Origin of the sequence: Mycetocola lacteus (assembly GCF_003667575.1) — a bacterium.
Taxonomy (GTDB): Bacteria; Actinomycetota; Actinomycetes; order Actinomycetales; family Microbacteriaceae; genus Mycetocola; species Mycetocola lacteus.
In genome coordinates this window covers 82890-100708 of sequence record NZ_RCUY01000002.1, presented here as the reverse complement: position 1 = coordinate 100708, position 17819 = coordinate 82890, and the positions used below count along the sequence as shown (strand labels likewise).

The following is a 17819-nucleotide window of genomic DNA, read 5'->3' as shown; positions in this document are numbered from 1 at the left end:
CATCCACGACACCCGCATACGGGTATCCGTGCACGCCAAATTTTCCCCGTGTCGACGGGGGCCTCGATAGACTGGTGTCATGACTGAGCCCTATACCCTTATCCTGCTGCGTCACGGTAACAGTGACTGGAACCAGAAGAACCTGTTCACCGGTTGGGTCGATGTTCGCCTGAGCGACCAGGGTGTTGCCGAGGCCGCCCGCGCCGGCGAGCTGCTGACCGAATCCGGTCTGCGCCCCGACGTGCTGTTCACCTCGGTGCTGACCCGCGCCATCCAGACCGCCAACATCGCCCTGGACAAGGCGGACCTGGCCTGGATCCCGGTCACCCGCTCCTGGCGTCTGAACGAGCGTCACTACGGTGCGCTCCAGGGCAAGGACAAGGCCCAGACCCTCGCCGAGTACGGCCCCGAGCAGTTCCAGACCTGGCGTCGTTCCTTCGACGTACCGCCGCCCGCGCTGGCCGCGGACGCCGAGTACTCGCAGGCCCACGACCCGCGCTACGCCGACATCGATGGTGAGATCCCCGAGACCGAGTGCCTCAAGGACGTCATCGAGCGCATGCTCCCCTACTGGGAGGGCACCATCGCCCCCGAGCTGGTTTCGGGCAAGACCGTCCTGGTCACCGCCCACGGCAACTCGCTGCGTGCACTCGTGAAGCACCTCGATGGCATCTCGGATGACGAGATCGCCGAGCTGAACATCCCGACCGGTATCCCACTGGTGTACCGCCTGGACGCCGACCTCAAGCCGATCGGTGCCGCCGAGTACCTCGACCCCGAGGCCGCCGCTGCCGGTGCCGCCGCCGTGGCCGCCCAGGGCGAGAAGAAGTAACTTCCAGCTTCAACACAAAGCCCCCGAGACCAGACGGTCTCGGGGGTTTTGTCCGTTGCTGCAGCCGGACCCTCGTTTCATCCCCGACGGATCCGTGACCGAGCTTCCCCACTCTGGGGAGGTCTGGCACCCCAGACAGACCGGCCGGGGTGGGCATTGTTCCGGGGGTGCGGGACCGGTTGGATTGGGTCAGGCAGACAACGAAAGGTCTTCAACATGGCACTCCCTGGGGCACGTCCGGTTCGCGCGGCGCGAGGTACCGAGATCACCGCAAAAAGCTGGCAGACCGAAGCCGTGCTGCGCATGCTGCACAACAACCTCGACCCCGAGGTAGCCGAACGCCCCGACGACCTCGTCGTCTACGGCGGCACCGGCCGGGCCGCACGCGACTGGGCGAGCTTCGACGCGATCACCCGCGAACTCACCAACCTCGATGACGATGAAACCCTGCTGGTGCAGTCCGGCAAGCCCGTCGGCGTTTTCCGCACCAACGTGTGGGCACCGCGCGTGCTGATCGCCAACTCCAACCTCGTCGGCGACTGGGCAACGTGGCCCGAGTTCCGCCGCCTGGAGGCCGAGGGCCTGACCATGTACGGCCAGATGACCGCGGGATCCTGGATCTACATCGGTACCCAGGGCATTCTCCAGGGCACCTACGAAACCTTCGCCGCGATCGCCGAAAAGCGCTTCGGCGGCACCCTCGCCGGCACCCTGACCCTCACCGGCGGCTGTGGCGGCATGGGCGGCGCACAGCCGCTCTCGGTCACCCTGAACGGCGGGGCTGTGCTGATCGTCGACGTCGACATCGACCGCCTGAACCGTCGCGCCGGTAAGCGTTACCTCGACCGCGTCGAGACCGACATCGACCGCGCCCTCGAACTCGTGCTCGAGGCCAAGGAAAACCGCACCGCCCTCTCGGTGGGCCTCGTGGGCAACGCCGCCGAGGTGTTCCCCGAGCTGCTGCGCCGCGGTATTCCGATCGATATCGTCACCGATCAGACCTCCGCCCACGACCCGCTCTCCTACCTTCCAGTCGGCTACACCGTCGCCGACTGGGCCGAGCGCGCCGCCGCCGATCCCGAGACCTTCACGATCGACGCCCGCGCCTCGATGGCCGCACACGTCAAGGCGATGGTGGAATTTCAGGACGCCGGTGCCGAGGTCTTCGACTACGGCAACTCCATCCGCGACGAGGCCCGCCACGGCGGCTACGACCGCGCATTCGAGTTCCCCGGATTCGTCCCGGCCTACATTCGTCCGCTGTTCTGCGAGGGACTCGGGCCGTTCCGCTGGGTTGCGCTCTCCGGCGATCCCGAGGACATTCGGGTCACCGATGAGGCCATGCTTGAGCTGTTCCCCGAAAACGAGCACCTGCACCGCTGGATCCGCGCCGCCCAGGAGCACGTCGAGTACGAGGGCCTGCCCGCGCGTATCTGCTGGCTCGGCTACGGCGATCGTGCCAAGGCCGCGGTGCGCTTCAACGAGCTGGTGGCCGAGGGCAAGGTCAGCGCCCCGATCGTGATCGGCCGCGACCACCTCGACTCCGGATCGGTCGCCTCGCCCTACCGCGAGACCGAATCTATGGCCGACGGCTCGGACGCGATTGCCGACTGGCCGCTGCTCAATGCCTTGACCGCCGCATCCTCGGGTGCCACCTGGGTGTCGATTCACCACGGGGGTGGCGTGGGCATCGGTCGCTCGATTCATTCGGGCCAGGTATCCGTGGCCGACGGTACACCGCTGGCCGCCGAGCGCCTCTCGCGTCTGCTGACCAACGACCCGGGCATGGGTGTGATTCGACACGTGGACGCCGGCTATCAGCGGGCCGTGGACGTGGCAGCCGAACGCGGAGTCCACATCCCGATGGAACCGAAAATCCGTAACACCGGCAACTAGCCAGCATCTCGGATGTGGGGGCCGTAGCCCCCACATCCGAACCGCTCGGGAGGAGCGAACATGAGCACCCTGATCACCGGCATCGGCGAGCTAACCACCCACGATCCGGAGCATCCCGGCGGTCGCCTGCACGATGCGGCGGTGGTGATCGAGGACGGGCTGGTTGCCTGGACCGGCCTCGCCGCCGACGCCCCCGCCGCCGACGAACGCTACGAAGCTGAGGGGCGCGCGGCACTACCCGGCTGGGTCGACTCGCACACCCACCTCGTCTTTGCCGGAGACCGGACCGCAGAGTTCGAGGCGCGGATGGCCGGAGAATCATATGCCGCCGGCGGCATCAACGTGACCGTCGAGGCCACCCGTGCAGCCTCCGACGCCGAGCTTGAACGTGGGCTCATCCGGCACCTGGAGGAAGCCTACGACGGAGGCACCACCACCTTGGAAACCAAAACCGGATACGGATTGACGGTGGCCGATGAGCGACGGTCCGCCCTGATCGCCGCCCGGCACGTGGATGAGGTCACCTTCCTCGGTGCCCACGTCGTGCCCGCCGGAAGTGACCGGGCCGCGTACCTGGACCTGGTGACCGGCGAGATGCTGGATGCGGTGGCCGACATCGTCAGCGCGGTCGACGTCTTCTGCGAGACCGGCGCGTTCGACGAGACCGAAACCCGGCGCATCCTGGAGGCTGCGGGTGCCCGCGGGCTGGCAACCCACGTCCACGGAAACCAGCTCGGGCATGGTCCGGGCGTCCGCCTGGCGGTCGAATACGGATCGCTCAGCGTGGACCACCTGGGGTTCTTGACCGATGCGGACGTGGACCTGCTGGCCGGATCCAGCACCGTCGCCACGGTCCTGCCCGCCTGCGACCTCTCGACCCGCATGCCGCTGGCCCCCGCCCGACAGCTGGTGGATGCGGGGGCTCACCTGGCCATCGCGACCAACGCGAATCCGGGAACCTCCTACACATCCTCGATGGGATTCGCCGTGGCCACCGCGGTGCTGCAGATGCGGCTGACCGTGGCCGAGGCCGTACGCGCGGCCACCCACGGCGGTGCTCGGGCGCTGGGCCGACACATTGACCGACCCGGTAAACCTCGAGTGGGCGAGCTCACGGTGGGGGCTCGCGCCGACCTTCAGATACTCGATGCGCCCTCGGTGACCCACCTGGCGTATCGTCCCGGCATGCCGCTGACCCGCGCGGTCTGGCACGCCGGATTACGCGTTCGCGGATAACAGGGGAATAGGGATCCGCGAACGATCACGGGCCGACCGGGGAGCTGCACCCCAGTCGGCCCGCTCCTCGTGTGGGACTAGGAGGTGCGGCCGTAGATGCGCTGGGTGAGGGTGTCCGCGGTGTTCTGCACCTGCTCAACCAGGCCGGCGATGGCCGTCGGGTCCACCGAGTTCGCGGGGAAGGTGACCGCGAGGCCCGCGACCGGCCAGCCACGGTGGTCGTGGACCGCGCAGGCGACGGAGGACAGGCCCGGGCTAACCGATCCCTCCTCGGTCGCGTAGCCGCGGCGCTGCACCTGGCCGAGGACCTCGCGCAGCCGGCCGTAGCGGGTGATCTCGTCGGGGCCTTCGCCGCGGGATACAAAGGATTCCTTGTCCGGGAACAGGGCTCGCACCTGGGCCGGGGGCATCCCGGCGAGGATCGCGCGCCCGGTGGCGGTCAGCGGGGCGGGTAGGCGCACGTCCACATCGGTGACCAGCGAGGGGGCATTGCGGGCACGTTCCTCCACGATGTAGAGGACATCGCGCCCGTGCAGCACCGCGAGGTGCGCGCTGGCCCCCACACGGTCCACCAGCCCCGCGAGTAGCGGACGGCCGAGCCGGGACAGCGGTTCCTGGCGCGCATACGCCGAGCTCAGGGCCGCCGCGGCGACCCCGAGTCCGTAGCGCTTCTCCTCGGCCAGGTGCAGCACAAAACCGTTGCGCACCAGCACGTTGAGCAGGTGGTAGACGCTCGAGCGGGGCAGATCCAGCTGGGTCGCAATCATCGAGGCGGGCAGGGGCCCGCGCTGGGTGGAGAGCAGGGTGAGGATCTGCAGCGTCTGTTCCGCCGCGGGTACCCTCGATGCTTCGCCAACCATGTTTCACTCCCCAAACCGATGGATCTCCCCGGTCGTCATCGAACGGAGGTTATCTCCAGCCTAGTCAAGCAGACCGATGGCGTCCTCCACAGCGGCCAAAACGGCGCCGGATTCCACCAGTTCGGTGGCGGCGGTGATGGTGGGGGAGAGGAACTCATCGGTGTTCGGGGCGGCGATCCGGGTGCGGAACAGGGTGTGAACGGCACCGGTGGCGGCTCCCGGACGCAGCTCGGGTGCGTCGTTCAGGCGGAAGTCCAGCGCGCGGGTCGAGGCCAGCAGTTCGATCGAGAGGACGCGGCGCAGGCCGTCGATTCCCCGGCGCAGCTTGCGGGCGGCGGCCCAGCCCATCGACACGTGATCCTCCTGCATCGCCGAGGAGGGGATCGAATCCACCGAGGCGGGCACGGCGAGGCGCTTGAGTTCGGAGACGATGCCGGCGGCGGTGTACTGGGCGATCATCAGGCCCGAGTCCAGACCCGGGTCGGCGGCCAGGAAGGGCGGCAGGCCGTGGTTGCGGGAGGTGTCGAGGAAGCGGTCGGTGCGACGCTCGGAGATGCTGGCGAGGTCGGCCACGGCGATCGCCAGGAAGTCGAGCACGTAGCCCACCGGTGCCCCGTGGAAGTTTCCGTTGGACTCGACCCGTCCATCGCTGGTGACCACCGGGTTGTCCACGGCCGAACCCAGCTCGATCTGCGCGACGCTCTCTGCATGCGCCATCGTTGCACGCACGGCCCCGTGCACCTGGGGCGAGCAGCGCAGCGAGTAGGCGTCCTGAACCCGGGTGAACTGGCCCTCCACCGGACGCTGAATCAGCCCCGAGTCGGCGAGGACTCGGCGCAGGTTCGCGGCGCTGTCGCGCTGACCGGGGTGCGGACGCAGCTCGTGCAGATCGGGGGCGAACACCGCGTCGGTACCCCGCAGGCCCTCGATGCTGGCGGCGGCCGCGATGTCCGCGACCCGGACCAGCTTCGCCAGGTCGAACAGGGCCAGCGAGAGCATGCCGAGCATGCCGTCGGTGCCGTTGATCAGCGCCAGACCCTCCTTTTCGGCCAGTACCACCGGGGTGATTCCGGCCGCGGCCAGGGCCTCGGCGGCGTCCTGACGGCGACCATCGGGTCCGTCCACCTCGCCCTCGCCCATGACCGCGAGCGCGCAGTGGGCGAGCGGGGACAGATCTCCCGAGCAGCCCAGCGAACCGTACTCGTGCACCACCGGGGTGATGCCCGCGTTGAGCACGTCACGGTAGGCTTCGGCGGTTTCCAGGCGCACCCCCGTGTGTCCGGAAACGAGGGTGTTCAGACGCAGCAGCATCAGCGCGCGCACGACCTCTCGCTCGACCTCGGCACCGGTGCCGGCGGCGTGGGAGCGCACCAGGCTGCGCTGCAGCTGGGCGCGCTTCTCGGTCGGGATCTGCACGTTAGCAAGCGCCCCGAAACCGGTGGAAACGCCGTAGTGCGGGCGGGTATCGTTGGCCAGCTCCTCGATCACGTCCCGCGCCGCGCGGATCCGAACCGCGGCCTCCGGGGCAATCTCGATACGGGCATTTTCGCGGGCAACCCGAACCACGTCATTGATGGTGAGGGTCTGCGCGCCGAGGGTGATGGTCTGTGTGATGCTCATGATCTGATTTGAGCGCACCGGCGGCAAAAGGCCAACCCGACCCGTGCCGCAATTGTCTGGTATTCCAGACCCGTGACGAAACCCGGACTGATCGTGACGACTGCCGAGCCGCTCCCGGTCCGTTCCCGATCCGCGAAAACCCCTCGGCGCGACGTCTGACAGGCCAGACACAAGTGAGCATGCACCCCGTACACCCCGAGGGAATTCCCGCGGTACGGTCGGGGAATGAGTACCCCATCCCTGCACGATGATCCGCTCTGGCCTCGCACTGGCGCCTGGCCCTCCCGTGGATCGCTGCCGGGCGGCAGAGTCGCCGACCTGGCCATTGTCGGTGTGCCCACGTGGCGCACCTCGCTCTCGCCCACCGGCGCGCAGCACACCCCCGACGCCATCCGAGACGCGCTGCGGCGCTACTCGGGACACAGCGTCAGTCTCGATGGCGCAACCGACATCGTGATCGAGGAGGCGCTGCGCCTGGTGGACGACGGAAACCTCGCCGATCCGGACACCCCGGAGGGGGAGGCTTCGGCCATTCGCACCCTGCGCGAATTGGCCTCCGACACCGAACTGCTCATAAGCTTGGGCGGAGACAATGCGGCCACCGTTCCGGCCGCACTCGGGGGATTTGGCGATAACCTTGCCACCGCCGGGCTGATCACGATCGATGCGCACCATGACCTGCGCGACGGAGTGAGTAACGGATCCCCGGTACGCCGCCTCATCCAGGCGGGCCTTGAGGGCACCCGGGTGGTCCAGATCGGCATCGCCGACTTCGCTAACTCCCGCGCCTACCGTGAGCGGGCCCGCGAACTGGGCATCACCGTGATTCACCGCGATGCGCTCCACGATCGCACCCCGCAGGACATCGCCCACGAGGCCCTGGCCATCGCGGGTGCTGCGGGCGGACCCGTGCACATCGATGTGGATGTGGACGTGTGCGATCGCAGCGTAGCCCCGGCCTGCCCGGCATCGGTGCCGGGTGGATTACAGGCGCATGAACTGCGTCGCCTCACCCGGGCACTGGCCCGGGATACGCGGGTACGCTCGCTCGATATCACCGAGATCGATGCCACCGCAGACACCGCGGATAGCCGGACCATCCGGCTCGCCGCCCTCCTGATTCTTGAGGCCGCTACCGGCCTGATCCAACGAAAGGCTGCCCAATGAGCGCCGAACCGAAAACCCCGCTCGCGCCGCCCGCGAGCGCCGGAGCCCCCGGCGTGATGCGCCGCGGCCTCACCGCCCGCCACATCCGATTCATGGCCCTCGGCTCGGCGATCGGGACCGGTCTGTTCTACGGTTCCTCGGCGGCAATCAAGACCGCCGGACCCGCGGTGCTGATCGCCTATATGATCGGCGGCGCGGCGGTCTTCATGGTTATGCGTGCCCTCGGTGAGATGGCCGTGCGCCACCCCATCTCGGGCTCGTTCGGACAGTATGCCTCGCGCTACATCGGCCCCTTCGCCGGCTTCCTGACCGGCTGGACCTACACGTTTGAAATGTTTGTGGTCGCCCTGGCGGATGTCACGGCCTTCTCTGTCTATATGGGCTTCTGGTTCCCCGATGTGGACCGCTGGATCTGGATCCTGGCGCTGATCTTCTTCATCGCCGCGGTCAACCTGATCTCGGTCAAGGTGTTTGGTGAGCTGGAATTCTGGTTTGCGCTGATCAAGATCGTGGCCATCATCGGCATGATTGCCGGTGGCATCGCGATCATCGTCTTCGGCCTGGGGAACCAGAGCGAAAACGCCGCGGGCCTGGCGAACCTCTTTGATCACGGCGGGTTCTTCGCCGGTGGATTTATGGGCTTCCTGGCCGCCTTCACCATCGTGATGTTTGCCTTCGGCGGCATCGAGGTCATCGGTATCACCGCCGGTGAGGCGCAGAACCCCAAGAAGGTCATCCCCAAGGCGATCAACTCGGTGCCCGTGCGCATCCTGCTCTTCTACGTGCTGACCCTCGGCGTGATCATGATGATCCAGCCCTGGAACACCATCGACGGATCCAAGAGCCCGTTCGTGTCGATCTTCGACGGGCTGGGCCTCACCGGCGCCGCCCACGTACTGAATGCGGTCGTGATCACCGCCGCGATCTCGGCGATCAACGCGGACATCTTCGGTGCCGGACGCATGCTGCACGGCCTGGCCGAGCAGGGCCACGCACCCAAGGCGTTCACCAGCCTGACCCGCACCGGGGTGCCGTGGCTCACGGTCATCGCGATGGCCGGCGCGCTGCTGGTGGGTGTGGTGCTGAACATCCTCTTCCCCGATCAGATCTTCTTCCTGATCGCGGCCCTGGCCACCTTCGCCACGGTTGTGGTGTGGCTGATGATTTTGATCTCGCATATTCGGATGAAACGCGAGATCGCCCGCGACAATCTGCTGCCCAGCGAGTTCCCGGTTCCGCTGTGGCCCGCCGCCTCCTGGGCCGCGGTTGGATTCATCGTGTTTGTGATCGTGATGATCGGTGTGGTGCCCGGCACCCGCGATGCTCTCTGGGTGGGACTGGTGTGGATCGCGATTCTGGCGCTCAGCTACCACTTCCTGGTGAAGCCCGCCGGGAAGAAGCGGCGCGAGCTGGAGGACACCACGGCCCCGATCCGGATCATTCCGCCGAGCGAGCGCTAACGTCCGCCCGGAACACACAGACGCCGCCCGGCATCCCCACGGATGCCGGGCGGCGCTGTGCTAACGTGACCAGCATGTCCGCCGTGATTCCCAACAGCCTGAGCGAGCGGGTGTTTGAACGGATCCGCGACCGGATCATCGACGGCACCCTGGCTCCGGGCGAGCGCCTGCGCGAACGCGAGTTGGCCGCCGAGCTTGAGGTGTCCCGGGTGCCGGTGCGCGAGGCGCTGCCGCGGCTGCTGGATGCCGGGTACATTGCCGCGGGCCCCGGACGCGGCACCGTGGTGCGCGACTTTGATCGCGCCGAGGTGATTGAACTCTTTGACGTGCGCGCGCACCTGGACGTGCTGGCAGCCGAGTCCGCCGCCCGCAACGTTGCCGCCGGGGCGGATACCACTGCGTTGGCCGCGGCGCTGGCGGCGGTGACCGCGCGGGCGGCGTCGGGTGGGGTTCGGAGCGATAGTGCCCGGGCTGAGGTATCCCGAACCGAGGCGTCCCGCTCCGATGTATCCCGGGCCGAGGCGTCCCGGGCGGAGGCGTCGGATGGGGCCACCGCAGCGGCCGCGGTCCTGCACGCGGAGATCGTCAAACTTGCCGATAACTCGCTGCTAACGAGGCTGCTGCGTCCGGTCCTGGATATGGATCGACGTCTGGCGGCCCACGCCTACCGTGAGGATCACGATGAGGCGGTGGACGAGCACCGAAGTCTTGCGGGAGCCATCCTGCGGGGACGGCCGGAAGCCGCGGCGGGCTTTGCTCGCGCCCACGTGGCCGAGGCGAGACAGCGGGTCTTGGACGCGCTAACCACAACCACATAGCCCCATCTGGGTATACCGAAACATTCACTGGCCCGAGGGGCTGGCGGGAATTTACATGTTAGAAACATGATCGCCGCCAAGTGGACTTTCGCATTGCCTAGTTTGGGTATACCGAGGCGGTGACCGTTGGGTCCCGCGTCAGCGGAGGGATCACGGGTGACCACACCATCACAGCACCGGACAGGCGGCGTCTCGCACGTCGCCCTGATGCTTGCACTCACGTTCTCCACCGGCATCATCGATGCCGTGGGTTACGTCGGCCTGGACCGGGTTTTCACCGGAAACATGACCGGCAACGTCGTGCTGCTGGGAATGGCCCTGGTTGGGGCCGATCACCTCCCGATCCTTGGCCCCGTGATCGCCCTTGTCTGCTTCATGGCCGGAGCCGCACTCAGCGGACGCCTGGCTCGGGGCAGCGAACCCGGCTGGACCCGCCGCAACACCACCCAGCTGGGCATCGTCGCCGCGGGGCTGATTGCCTGCGCGGTGATTGTGCTCACCCTGCCGGTGGTGGACATCGCCCCGCTCGCCCTCACCGTGACCGGCCTGTTGGGAGCCTCGATGGGGCTGCAGGCCGGGGCGGCGCGGCACCTCGCGGTGGCCGATGTGACCACCGTCGTGGTGACCTCGACCCTGGTCGGCCTCGCCTACGACTCCGTGCTGGGTCGCGGCGCCACCCACCCGTGGCTGCGCCGAGCCCTCGCGGTCATCCTGATCGGGCTCGGGGCCGCCACCGGTGCCTGGCTGCACCGGTTCGGGCTGGCCCCGGGCATCCTGGTGGCCGCCCTGATCACCATCGTGGTGGCCTTCCTCGGCCACCGCGGAGCCTCCCGCAGCGAGACCCGCGCATGAGCGCGGGGCGAGCGCCCCATCACCAGGGCATCCCGGTGCCCGGAAAGACACCGCCGATGACATCCCCCGCGCTCGCCCCCTCCTCGCCCGAACCTCGTCCCGAGATCGGGGTCGGCCCGATCCTGCAGCGTGGCACCGGTCCGATTCGCGCCGCCCACTACGTACCCGCGGGCGTCGATACCGTGCTCTGGGGGCGTCTGCCCGCCGCCGGCGATGTGCCGATCCTCAGCGTGGATTCCGGCACCGAGGTCACCATCGACACCGTCAGCCATGAGGGGTTGCTGGATGACCAGGGCGGGGATCCTGTCGCCTTCTTTGCCGTACACGGGGTGCCCCGAAACCGAGTCCTGGATGATGCGGTAGAAATTGCCGGTTTGGTGCCGCGCGATTCGGGTATCGACGGGCCGCACGTGGTGTCGCGGCCGATCGAGGTGCGGGGTGCCCGGCCGGGCGACGTGCTGGGAATCACCCTGGTCGAGGCCCTGCGCCGGGTCCCTTACGGGGTGATTTCCAACCGGCACGGACGCGGTGCGCTGCCCGATCGGTTCCCCGCGGGACCTGAGAACGTGAGTGTGTTCAGCCCGGTGATGCCGAATGACCCCACGGACCTCGCAGCCGATGCCCCCGCCCACGGCAGCGTGCCACTGCGTACGGGTGCGCCCGGACCGGGAGCTGATCCGCAAACGCTCACGCCCGGCCCGGAGATCGGCCTGAGTGATGGAGTCGTGCCCGCGCGGGCGACCTTCCCACTGCGCCCTTTCCTGGGAATCATGGGGGTCGCGGTCGCCGAGACCGAGCGTCCCCACTCGGTGCCGCCGGGGATGCACGGCGGCAATATCGACGTGTCCCTGCTGGTGCCCGGCGCCACCATCTATCTGCCCGTGCAGGTGGCCGGGGCGCTCGCCTATGTGGGGGATCCGCACTTCGCCCAGGGAGACGGTGAGGTCTCGTTGACCGCGCTGGAGGCTTCGCTGCGGGTGACCGTGCGCTTCGATCTGGTGAGCGCCACCGCCGCCGCCGCCCGCTGGGGAACCCTGAGCGCGCCGCTGATCGAGACCCCCGAGTTTCTGGTGCCCTGCGGTCTGGGGGACACCCTGGACGAGGCGATGCGTGCCTGCGTCTCGGCGAGCATCGGCCTGCTGGGCACCCGCTTCGACATGGAGTCCCACCTCGCCTATGCCTACCTCAGCGCCGCGACCGACTTCCGGATCTCCCAGGTGGTGGACCGCGTGGTGGGGGTGCACGCAACCATCCGTCGCAGCGATTTTGAGGGCGATCAGAACCTTGGCGTGCTGATCGCCGCCAGCGAGTCCTATGAGGAGGCACTCGCCGCGAACGATACCAACGCCTTGGATGCGGCCTTTATCGAGGGGCTGGATACCCTGCGCGCTGATGCCCACGGGATTCTGCGCGGATCCGAGGCGATCTCGCGCTTCCGGGGTCGTCGCGGCGGGACGGCCCGGCGCGAGGTTGTGGGGCGCGATGTTCGCTGGATCGATCCGCACAACGCGCTGATGGTTATCGAAACCCGAACCCTCGCCGGCGGACGCGGGCTGAACACGCAGCACTGGACACTCGGCCCTGGTGGCTGGCGGATTGCGCTGGCACAGGTGGCCGCCCCGGCCGCGGCCATCGATCCGGCCGTCTGGCGGATCGTCGGCACGCCGCTGGTTTCGGCGAGCGCCGACGGATTGCTGGCGGGGGAGCGGATCGCGGTCAAGGACCTGTTTGCGGTTGCCGGGCAGCGCATCGGTGCCGGGGTTCCGGCCTATCTCGCCGAGGCCGAGTCCGAGAATGAAATCGAGCCCGTCCACGCCCCTGCTCTCGCCGCCCTGCTGGAGGCGGGGGCCGAGGTGACCGGGATCGCCCAGACCGACGAGTTTGCCTACGGGCTCACCGGCACGAGCGGTCCACACGCCCCGGCGGCGAACCCGGCCGCCCCCGGACATCTGCCGGGGGGATCCACGAGCGGCCCGGCCGTGGCGGTTGCCTCCGGCCAGGTGAGCATCGGACTGGGCACGGACACCGCCGGGTCGATTCGTGTGCCCGCCGCCTATCAGGGGCTCTGGGGGTTGCGTACCACTCACGGTTTGGTGTCCCGCGCCGGAGTGCTGCCGTTGGCTCCGAGTTTTGACGCCGTCGGCTGGCTGACCCGATCCCCGGAGCTGCTGCGCCGAGTGCTGGAGGCGAGTGTGCCGGAGCTGTCGCCCGCAGCAGCGCTGTCCGCCGAGGCGAACTCCGTACCTGAGTCGGTGCCGCTGCCCGAGGTCGCACTGCCCGCGCACCCGCGCCGCCCCCACATTTTGTGCCTGCCCGACCTGCTCACCGGGGTCGACCCGGACGTACTCTCCGCCTATCATGCGGCCCTCGCGCGCCTGGCCTCACAGGGGCTGACAATCACCGAGCTGGCCCCCGCCCATCTCGCCGAGGTGCCCGAGGTCTTCCGGGTGGTGCAGGCGGGGGAGGCCCACGCGGCGCACGGCGAGTGGGTGGCCGCGCATCCGGATGCCCTCGATCCGGCGGTTGCCGAGCGATTCCGGGCCGCCGCAAACCTGGATCCCGCGGTACTCACCGCCGCCACGGCCCGGCTGCCGGAACTGCGGGCGCACCTGAACGCCGCCCTCGGCGGGCGCGTGGTACTGCTGCCCACGACCCCCGGACCGGCACCCCGCGTGGACGCTGATCCCGCCGAGCTGGACCGGGTTCGTGCCCACACCCTGCGCCTGACCACGCTGGCCTCCCTCACCGGACGTCCGGCGCTCGCCTTCCCGGTGCCGCGGGCACCGGGTGCGCTTCCGATCGGGCTGAGCCTGATCGGTCCGCCCGGCAGCGAGCACACCCTGCTTGCACTCGCCGAAACCCTGTTCCCCTCAACCGTTCGGGAGATTTGATGTCCATCCATACTCAGGTTCCAGCCTTTGCCTCCGAACCGATTGCGCCGCCGCAGCGGCTACTGATGGGTCCGGGACCGATCAACGCCGATCCGCGCGTGCTGCGGGCGATGTCGGCGGGGCTGATCGGCCAGTTCGACCCGGCGATGACCGACTATATGGGCCAGACCCAGGAACTTTACCGCCGGGTGTTCCAGACCCGCAACGAACACACGCTGCTGGTGGACGGTACCGCTCGCGCGGGCATCGAGGCCGCGCTGTTCTCGCTGATCACCCCCGGGGACCGCGTGCTGGTCCCGATCTTCGGGCGCTTCGGCGGACTGCTGCGCGAGATCTGCGAGCGGGCCGGAGCCGAGGTGCATGTGCGCGAGATCCCCTGGGGCACGGTGTTTCGGCCCGAGCAGATCGCCGAGGCCATCGCGCAGACCCGGCCCGCGCTGGTGGCAATGGTCCACGGCGACACCTCCACCACGATGCTGCAACCGATGGACGGGCTGCGCGAAATCTGTGACCGCTACGGCGCGCTGCTCTACACCGACGTGACGGCCTCGCTCGGTGGGAACCCGTTTGATCAGGATGAGCTGGGCATCGATGCGGCCACCGCCGGGCTGCAGAAGTGCCTGGGCGGGCCCTCGGGCAGCGCGCCCGCCTCGTTCTCCCCGGCGGCGGTCGAGCGGATCGGCCGCCGGCACAGCGTGGAGGCGGGCCTGCGCGATCCCGGACAATTCCCCTCCGAGCACCGTATCCGCTCCAACTACTTCGACCTCGGCATGATCTTTGACTACTGGGGTGCCACCCGGCTCAACCACCACACCGAGGCCACCAGCATGCTCTACGCGGCGCATGAGTGCGCGCGGATCATCGTGACCGAGGGGCTGGCCGAAACCATCGAGCGCCACCGGGTGCACGGGGCGGCGATGCACGCCGGGGTGCTGGGGCTCGGGCTGCGCGACTTCGGTGAGGCTCAGTACCGGATGAATAACGTGGTGGCCGTGCACATCCCCGAGGGGGTCAACGGTGACGCGGTGCGAGCGGACATGCTGACGGACTTTGCGATCGAAATCGGCACCTCCTTCGGGCCGCTGCACGGCAAGGTGTGGCGGATCGGCACGATGGGCTACAACGCCCGCCGGGACACCGTGCTCTCGACCCTTGCCGCGCTGGAATCCGTGCTGGTGCGTCACGGCGTCTCGGTGCCGCGCTCGGGCGGGGTCGAGGCCGCGCTGGACAGCTATCGCGGCGCGGGGAACCCGGCGTGAGCGCGCACGGGAGTCAGATGATTCCGCCGCAAAATCGGCACACACCCGTGTCGGGCAGCCTCGAGCCCGGGCACACGAACAGCGGGCACGAGCCGAGTGCCGAGGGTGCGCTGATTGCCCGCCGCATTGCCGAGTTGGCCGCGGTGTCCGCCCGCCCCGACGCCCTGGAGCGGGTGCACCTGAGCATGGAGCACTCGGCCGTCAACGCGTGTGTGGGCACCTGGTTTGCCGAGGCCGGGCTAGAGGTCCGCATCGATGCGGCCGGAAACCTGTGTGGGCGGATCGAGGGGCGCGAGCCCGGGCTGCCCGCGCTGCTGCTCGGCTCCCACCTGGATACCGTGCCCGATGCCGGACGCTATGACGGGATGCTCGGTGTGCTGCTGGCGCTCGCTGCGATCCACCGGCTGGCCCAGCAGGCGCGAAGCCTTCCGTTCGCGCTGGAACTGGTCGCACTGAGCGATGAGGAGGGTACCCGGTTTGGGACCGCGCTCTCCGGCAGCCGCGCGCTCGCCGGAACGTTTGATCCCGCCTGGTGGGACATCCCGGACAGCGACGGGGTGACCTACCGCGAGGCGGCGCTCGCCTTCGGACTCGACCCCGCCCGCATCGGCGAGGCAGCCCGCGCCCCGCACGAGCTGGTGGGGTACCTGGAGGCGCACATCGAGCAGGGGCCCGAGCTGCTGGATCAGGATTGTCCGCTCGGTGTGGTCTCCTCTATTGGGGCGGCCACCCGCTCCCGAATCACCCTGACCGGACGTGCCGGTCACGCCGGGGGCACACCCTGGCCGCGTCGCCGGGATGCGCTGGTCACCGCGAGCGAGGTGATTCTGGCCATCGAGTCCATCGCCCGGGACGCCGGTGCCCTGGCCACGGTGGGCACCATTCAGGTGCTGCCCGGCGGGGTCAACGTGATCCCCGGGATCGCCGAGTTCAGCCTCGACCTGCGCGCCGAATCCACCGAGTTGCGCGCGGCAACCTTCGAGCGGATCCTCGATGCCACCCGCGAGATCTGCGAGCGCCGGCGGGTGACATTCGAGTGCACCGAAACCTACCGGGCCGATGCGGTCACCTGCGCCCCCGCGCTGCGCGCCGCCGTGGAAACCGGGATCGCCCGGGCCACCGCCGCCCCGGTGCCCGCCCCGATCTGGAGCCGGGCCGGACACGACGGCCTGGCCATTGCCGGGATCACCGACGTGGCCATGCTGTTTGTGCGCTGCGGGAATGAGGGCATCAGCCACCATCCCGACGAGAGCGTGCTCGGTGCCGATATCGAGGTCGCACTGGATGCGCTGACCGCGGCGATCCGGGCGTTTGCCGAGGGTTTCCGGAGTTCCTAGCTCGGGGACGAGCCCCGGGCCCGTCATACGACCTACCCGTCCATCTCCCTGTCGCCTCAAACGCTGCACCCATCCCCTTGTTCCCTTCCCTTTCCCCCCTCCCCGGATGGAGCAACCCCCGATGTCCCACACCCCGATGTTCGCGACCCCAAAAACGGGTGAGAACCCCAACACTCAGCCTCTGGTGGCGCCCGATCTGATCATCCACGCCGAGCGTGCCCTGATCGACGGGGTGCTGCGCCCGGGGAGCGTGCACGTCACCGGCGGTCGCATCACCGCGATCACCGCCCTGGATCCGGCGCCGGACCCCGCGGTGCCGGGGATCACCCTGCCTCCGAGCCAGGTGCTGCTCCCGGGCCTCGTGGACACCCACGTCCACGTCAACGAACCCGGCCGCACCGAGTGGGAGGGCTTCGACTCGGCGACCCGTGCGGCCGCCCGCGGCGGGGTCACGACCCTGCTCGACATGCCGCTGAACTCGATTCCGGTCACCACCACGGTGGCCGCGCTGGAGGAAAAGCTGGCCGCGGCGATTCCGCAGCTCCGGGTGGACGTCGGCTTCTGGGGAGGTGCGGTCCCCGAAAACGGTGCCGACCTGCGTCCGCTGCACGAGGCCGGGGTCTTCGGATTCAAGGCGTTTCTGGCCCCCTCGGGGATCGACGAGTTTGGGCATCTGACCGAACCCGAGCTGAACACCGTGCTGGCGGCGCTCGCCGAGGACGATGCGCTGCTGATCGTGCACGCCGAATCCCCGGCGGTGCTCGACGCCCAGCCCGAATCCGTGGACGGCGGGTATCCGGAATTCCTCCGCTCGCGTCCGGAGGAGGCCGAGCGGGATGCGATCCGCATGGTCATCGAGGGGCTGGAGCGCACGGGTGGGCGGGCCCACATCCTGCACCTGTCTGCGGCGAGCGCGCTGGATCAGATTCGCGCCGCCAAGGCCGCGGGCCTGCGCCTGAGTGTGGAAACCTGCCCGCACTATCTGGGGCTCAGCGCCGAGGAGGTGCCCGCCGGGGGTACCGAGTTCAAGTGCTGCCCGCCGATCCGCGACGCGGGAAACCGGGCGGCGCTCTGGGCTGCCCTGATCGATGGGACCATCGACACGATCGCCTCGGATCACTCACCCAGCACCATCGAACAGAAGCGCCGCGGCGACGGCGACTTCCGGGTCGCCTGGGGCGGAGTCTCGGGTCTTGAGGTTGAGCTGCCGGTGGTGTGGACCGCGGCGCGCGAGTTTGGGATGCCGCTTGAGCGCGTGATCCGCCTCCTCGCCGAAGCCCCGGCCCGGCTGGTGGGGCTGTCGGACGTGGGCAGCATCGCAGTGGGCAACCGCGCCCACCTGATCGCCTTCGACCCCGACGCCGCGTTCACCGTCCACGCCGAACACCTCGCCCACCGTAATAAGATCTCGGCCTTTGACGGCCGCACCCTGCACGGCGTGGTTGAGCGGGTCTGGCTGCACGGCGCCGAACTCACCGAGGACTCGGCCCCCAGCGGGCAGGTGCGCCGGCGGGGCTGATCCCGGGTCAGTTGCGGGCTGTCACACTTTGGGCATGAGCGGTGTCCTATGTCTGAAACCGTTTGTGAACGA

The 17819-nt window shown here is 68.9% G+C and carries 13 protein-coding genes; 11 read left to right on the top strand and 2 right to left on the bottom strand.

All coding sequences use genetic code 11. The features are described 5' to 3' along the window. The first annotated feature begins 79 nt into the window (after nt 1–79). From D9V34_RS02595 to hutI, 3 genes are all read left to right on the top strand, one after another. Nucleotides 80–832 carry a phosphoglyceromutase gene (locus D9V34_RS02595; protein ID WP_030148185.1) on the top strand — a complete coding sequence of 251 codons (753 nt, stop codon included), beginning with the start codon at nt 80–82 and terminating at the stop codon, nt 830–832. A gap of 216 nt (nt 833–1048) precedes the next feature. Continuing rightward, nucleotides 1049–2728 carry a urocanate hydratase gene (hutU, locus tag D9V34_RS02590; RefSeq protein ID WP_121687382.1) on the top strand — a complete coding sequence of 560 codons (1680 nt, stop codon included), beginning with the start codon at nt 1049–1051 and terminating at the stop codon, nt 2726–2728. A gap of 60 nt (nt 2729–2788) precedes the next feature. Beyond that, nucleotides 2789–3964 (top strand): imidazolonepropionase, encoded by a 1176-nt coding sequence (hutI, locus tag D9V34_RS02585; RefSeq protein WP_121687381.1) that lies wholly within the window; start codon nt 2789–2791, stop codon nt 3962–3964. Nucleotides 3965–4041: 77 nt separating this feature from the next. On the opposite strand, the gene D9V34_RS02580 is transcribed toward hutI, so the two are convergent. Both D9V34_RS02580 and hutH read right to left on the bottom strand, forming a co-directional pair. Next, on the bottom strand, nt 4042–4824 hold the full coding sequence (locus tag D9V34_RS02580) for an IclR family transcriptional regulator (RefSeq protein ID WP_121687380.1): 783 nt from the start codon (nt 4822–4824) through the stop codon (nt 4042–4044). 60 nt (nt 4825–4884) lie between these two features. Beyond that, nucleotides 4885–6444, bottom strand: coding sequence for a histidine ammonia-lyase (gene hutH / locus D9V34_RS02575; protein WP_121687379.1), 1560 nt, complete (start codon nt 6442–6444; stop codon nt 4885–4887). A gap of 225 nt (nt 6445–6669) precedes the next feature. Between hutH and D9V34_RS02570 the strand changes: the two genes are divergently transcribed. The 8 genes from D9V34_RS02570 (at nt 6670) to allB (ending at nt 17747) form a co-directional block, all read left to right on the top strand. Next, a complete protein-coding gene (locus D9V34_RS02570) occupies nt 6670–7611 on the top strand; it encodes an arginase family protein (RefSeq protein WP_121687378.1) in 942 nt (313 codons plus the stop codon). Continuing rightward, entirely contained in the window at nt 7608–9071 is a 1464-nt protein-coding gene (locus tag D9V34_RS02565) for an amino acid permease (protein WP_030148192.1), read from the top strand. Before D9V34_RS02570 ends, D9V34_RS02565 begins: the two co-directional genes overlap by 4 nt. A gap of 74 nt (nt 9072–9145) precedes the next feature. Then, nucleotides 9146–9889: a GntR family transcriptional regulator gene (locus tag D9V34_RS02560; protein ID WP_121687377.1), complete on the top strand. Its 744-nt coding sequence runs from the start codon at nt 9146–9148 to the stop codon at nt 9887–9889. A gap of 156 nt (nt 9890–10045) precedes the next feature. Further along, nucleotides 10046–10741: a YoaK family protein gene (locus tag D9V34_RS02555; RefSeq protein WP_245991848.1), complete on the top strand. Its 696-nt coding sequence runs from the start codon at nt 10046–10048 to the stop codon at nt 10739–10741. Nucleotides 10742–10797: 56 nt separating this feature from the next. Next, the gene (locus tag D9V34_RS18020) at nt 10798–13632 is read left to right on the top strand and encodes an AtzH-like domain-containing protein (RefSeq protein WP_245991846.1); all 2835 of its coding nucleotides are present in this window, start codon (nt 10798–10800) and stop codon (nt 13630–13632) included. After that, on the top strand, nt 13632–14891 hold the full coding sequence (locus tag D9V34_RS02545; RefSeq protein WP_245991844.1) for a pyridoxal-phosphate-dependent aminotransferase family protein: 1260 nt from the start codon (nt 13632–13634) through the stop codon (nt 14889–14891). Before D9V34_RS18020 ends, D9V34_RS02545 begins: the two co-directional genes overlap by 1 nt. Nucleotides 14892–14938: 47 nt before the next feature. Continuing rightward, nucleotides 14939–16228, top strand: coding sequence for an allantoate amidohydrolase (locus D9V34_RS02540; protein ID WP_245991843.1), 1290 nt, complete (start codon nt 14939–14941; stop codon nt 16226–16228). A 136-nt stretch (nt 16229–16364) separates the two neighbouring features. Then, entirely contained in the window at nt 16365–17747 is a 1383-nt protein-coding gene (gene allB, locus D9V34_RS02535) for an allantoinase AllB (RefSeq protein ID WP_121687815.1), read from the top strand. The last annotated feature ends 72 nt before the right edge of the window (nt 17748–17819 follow it).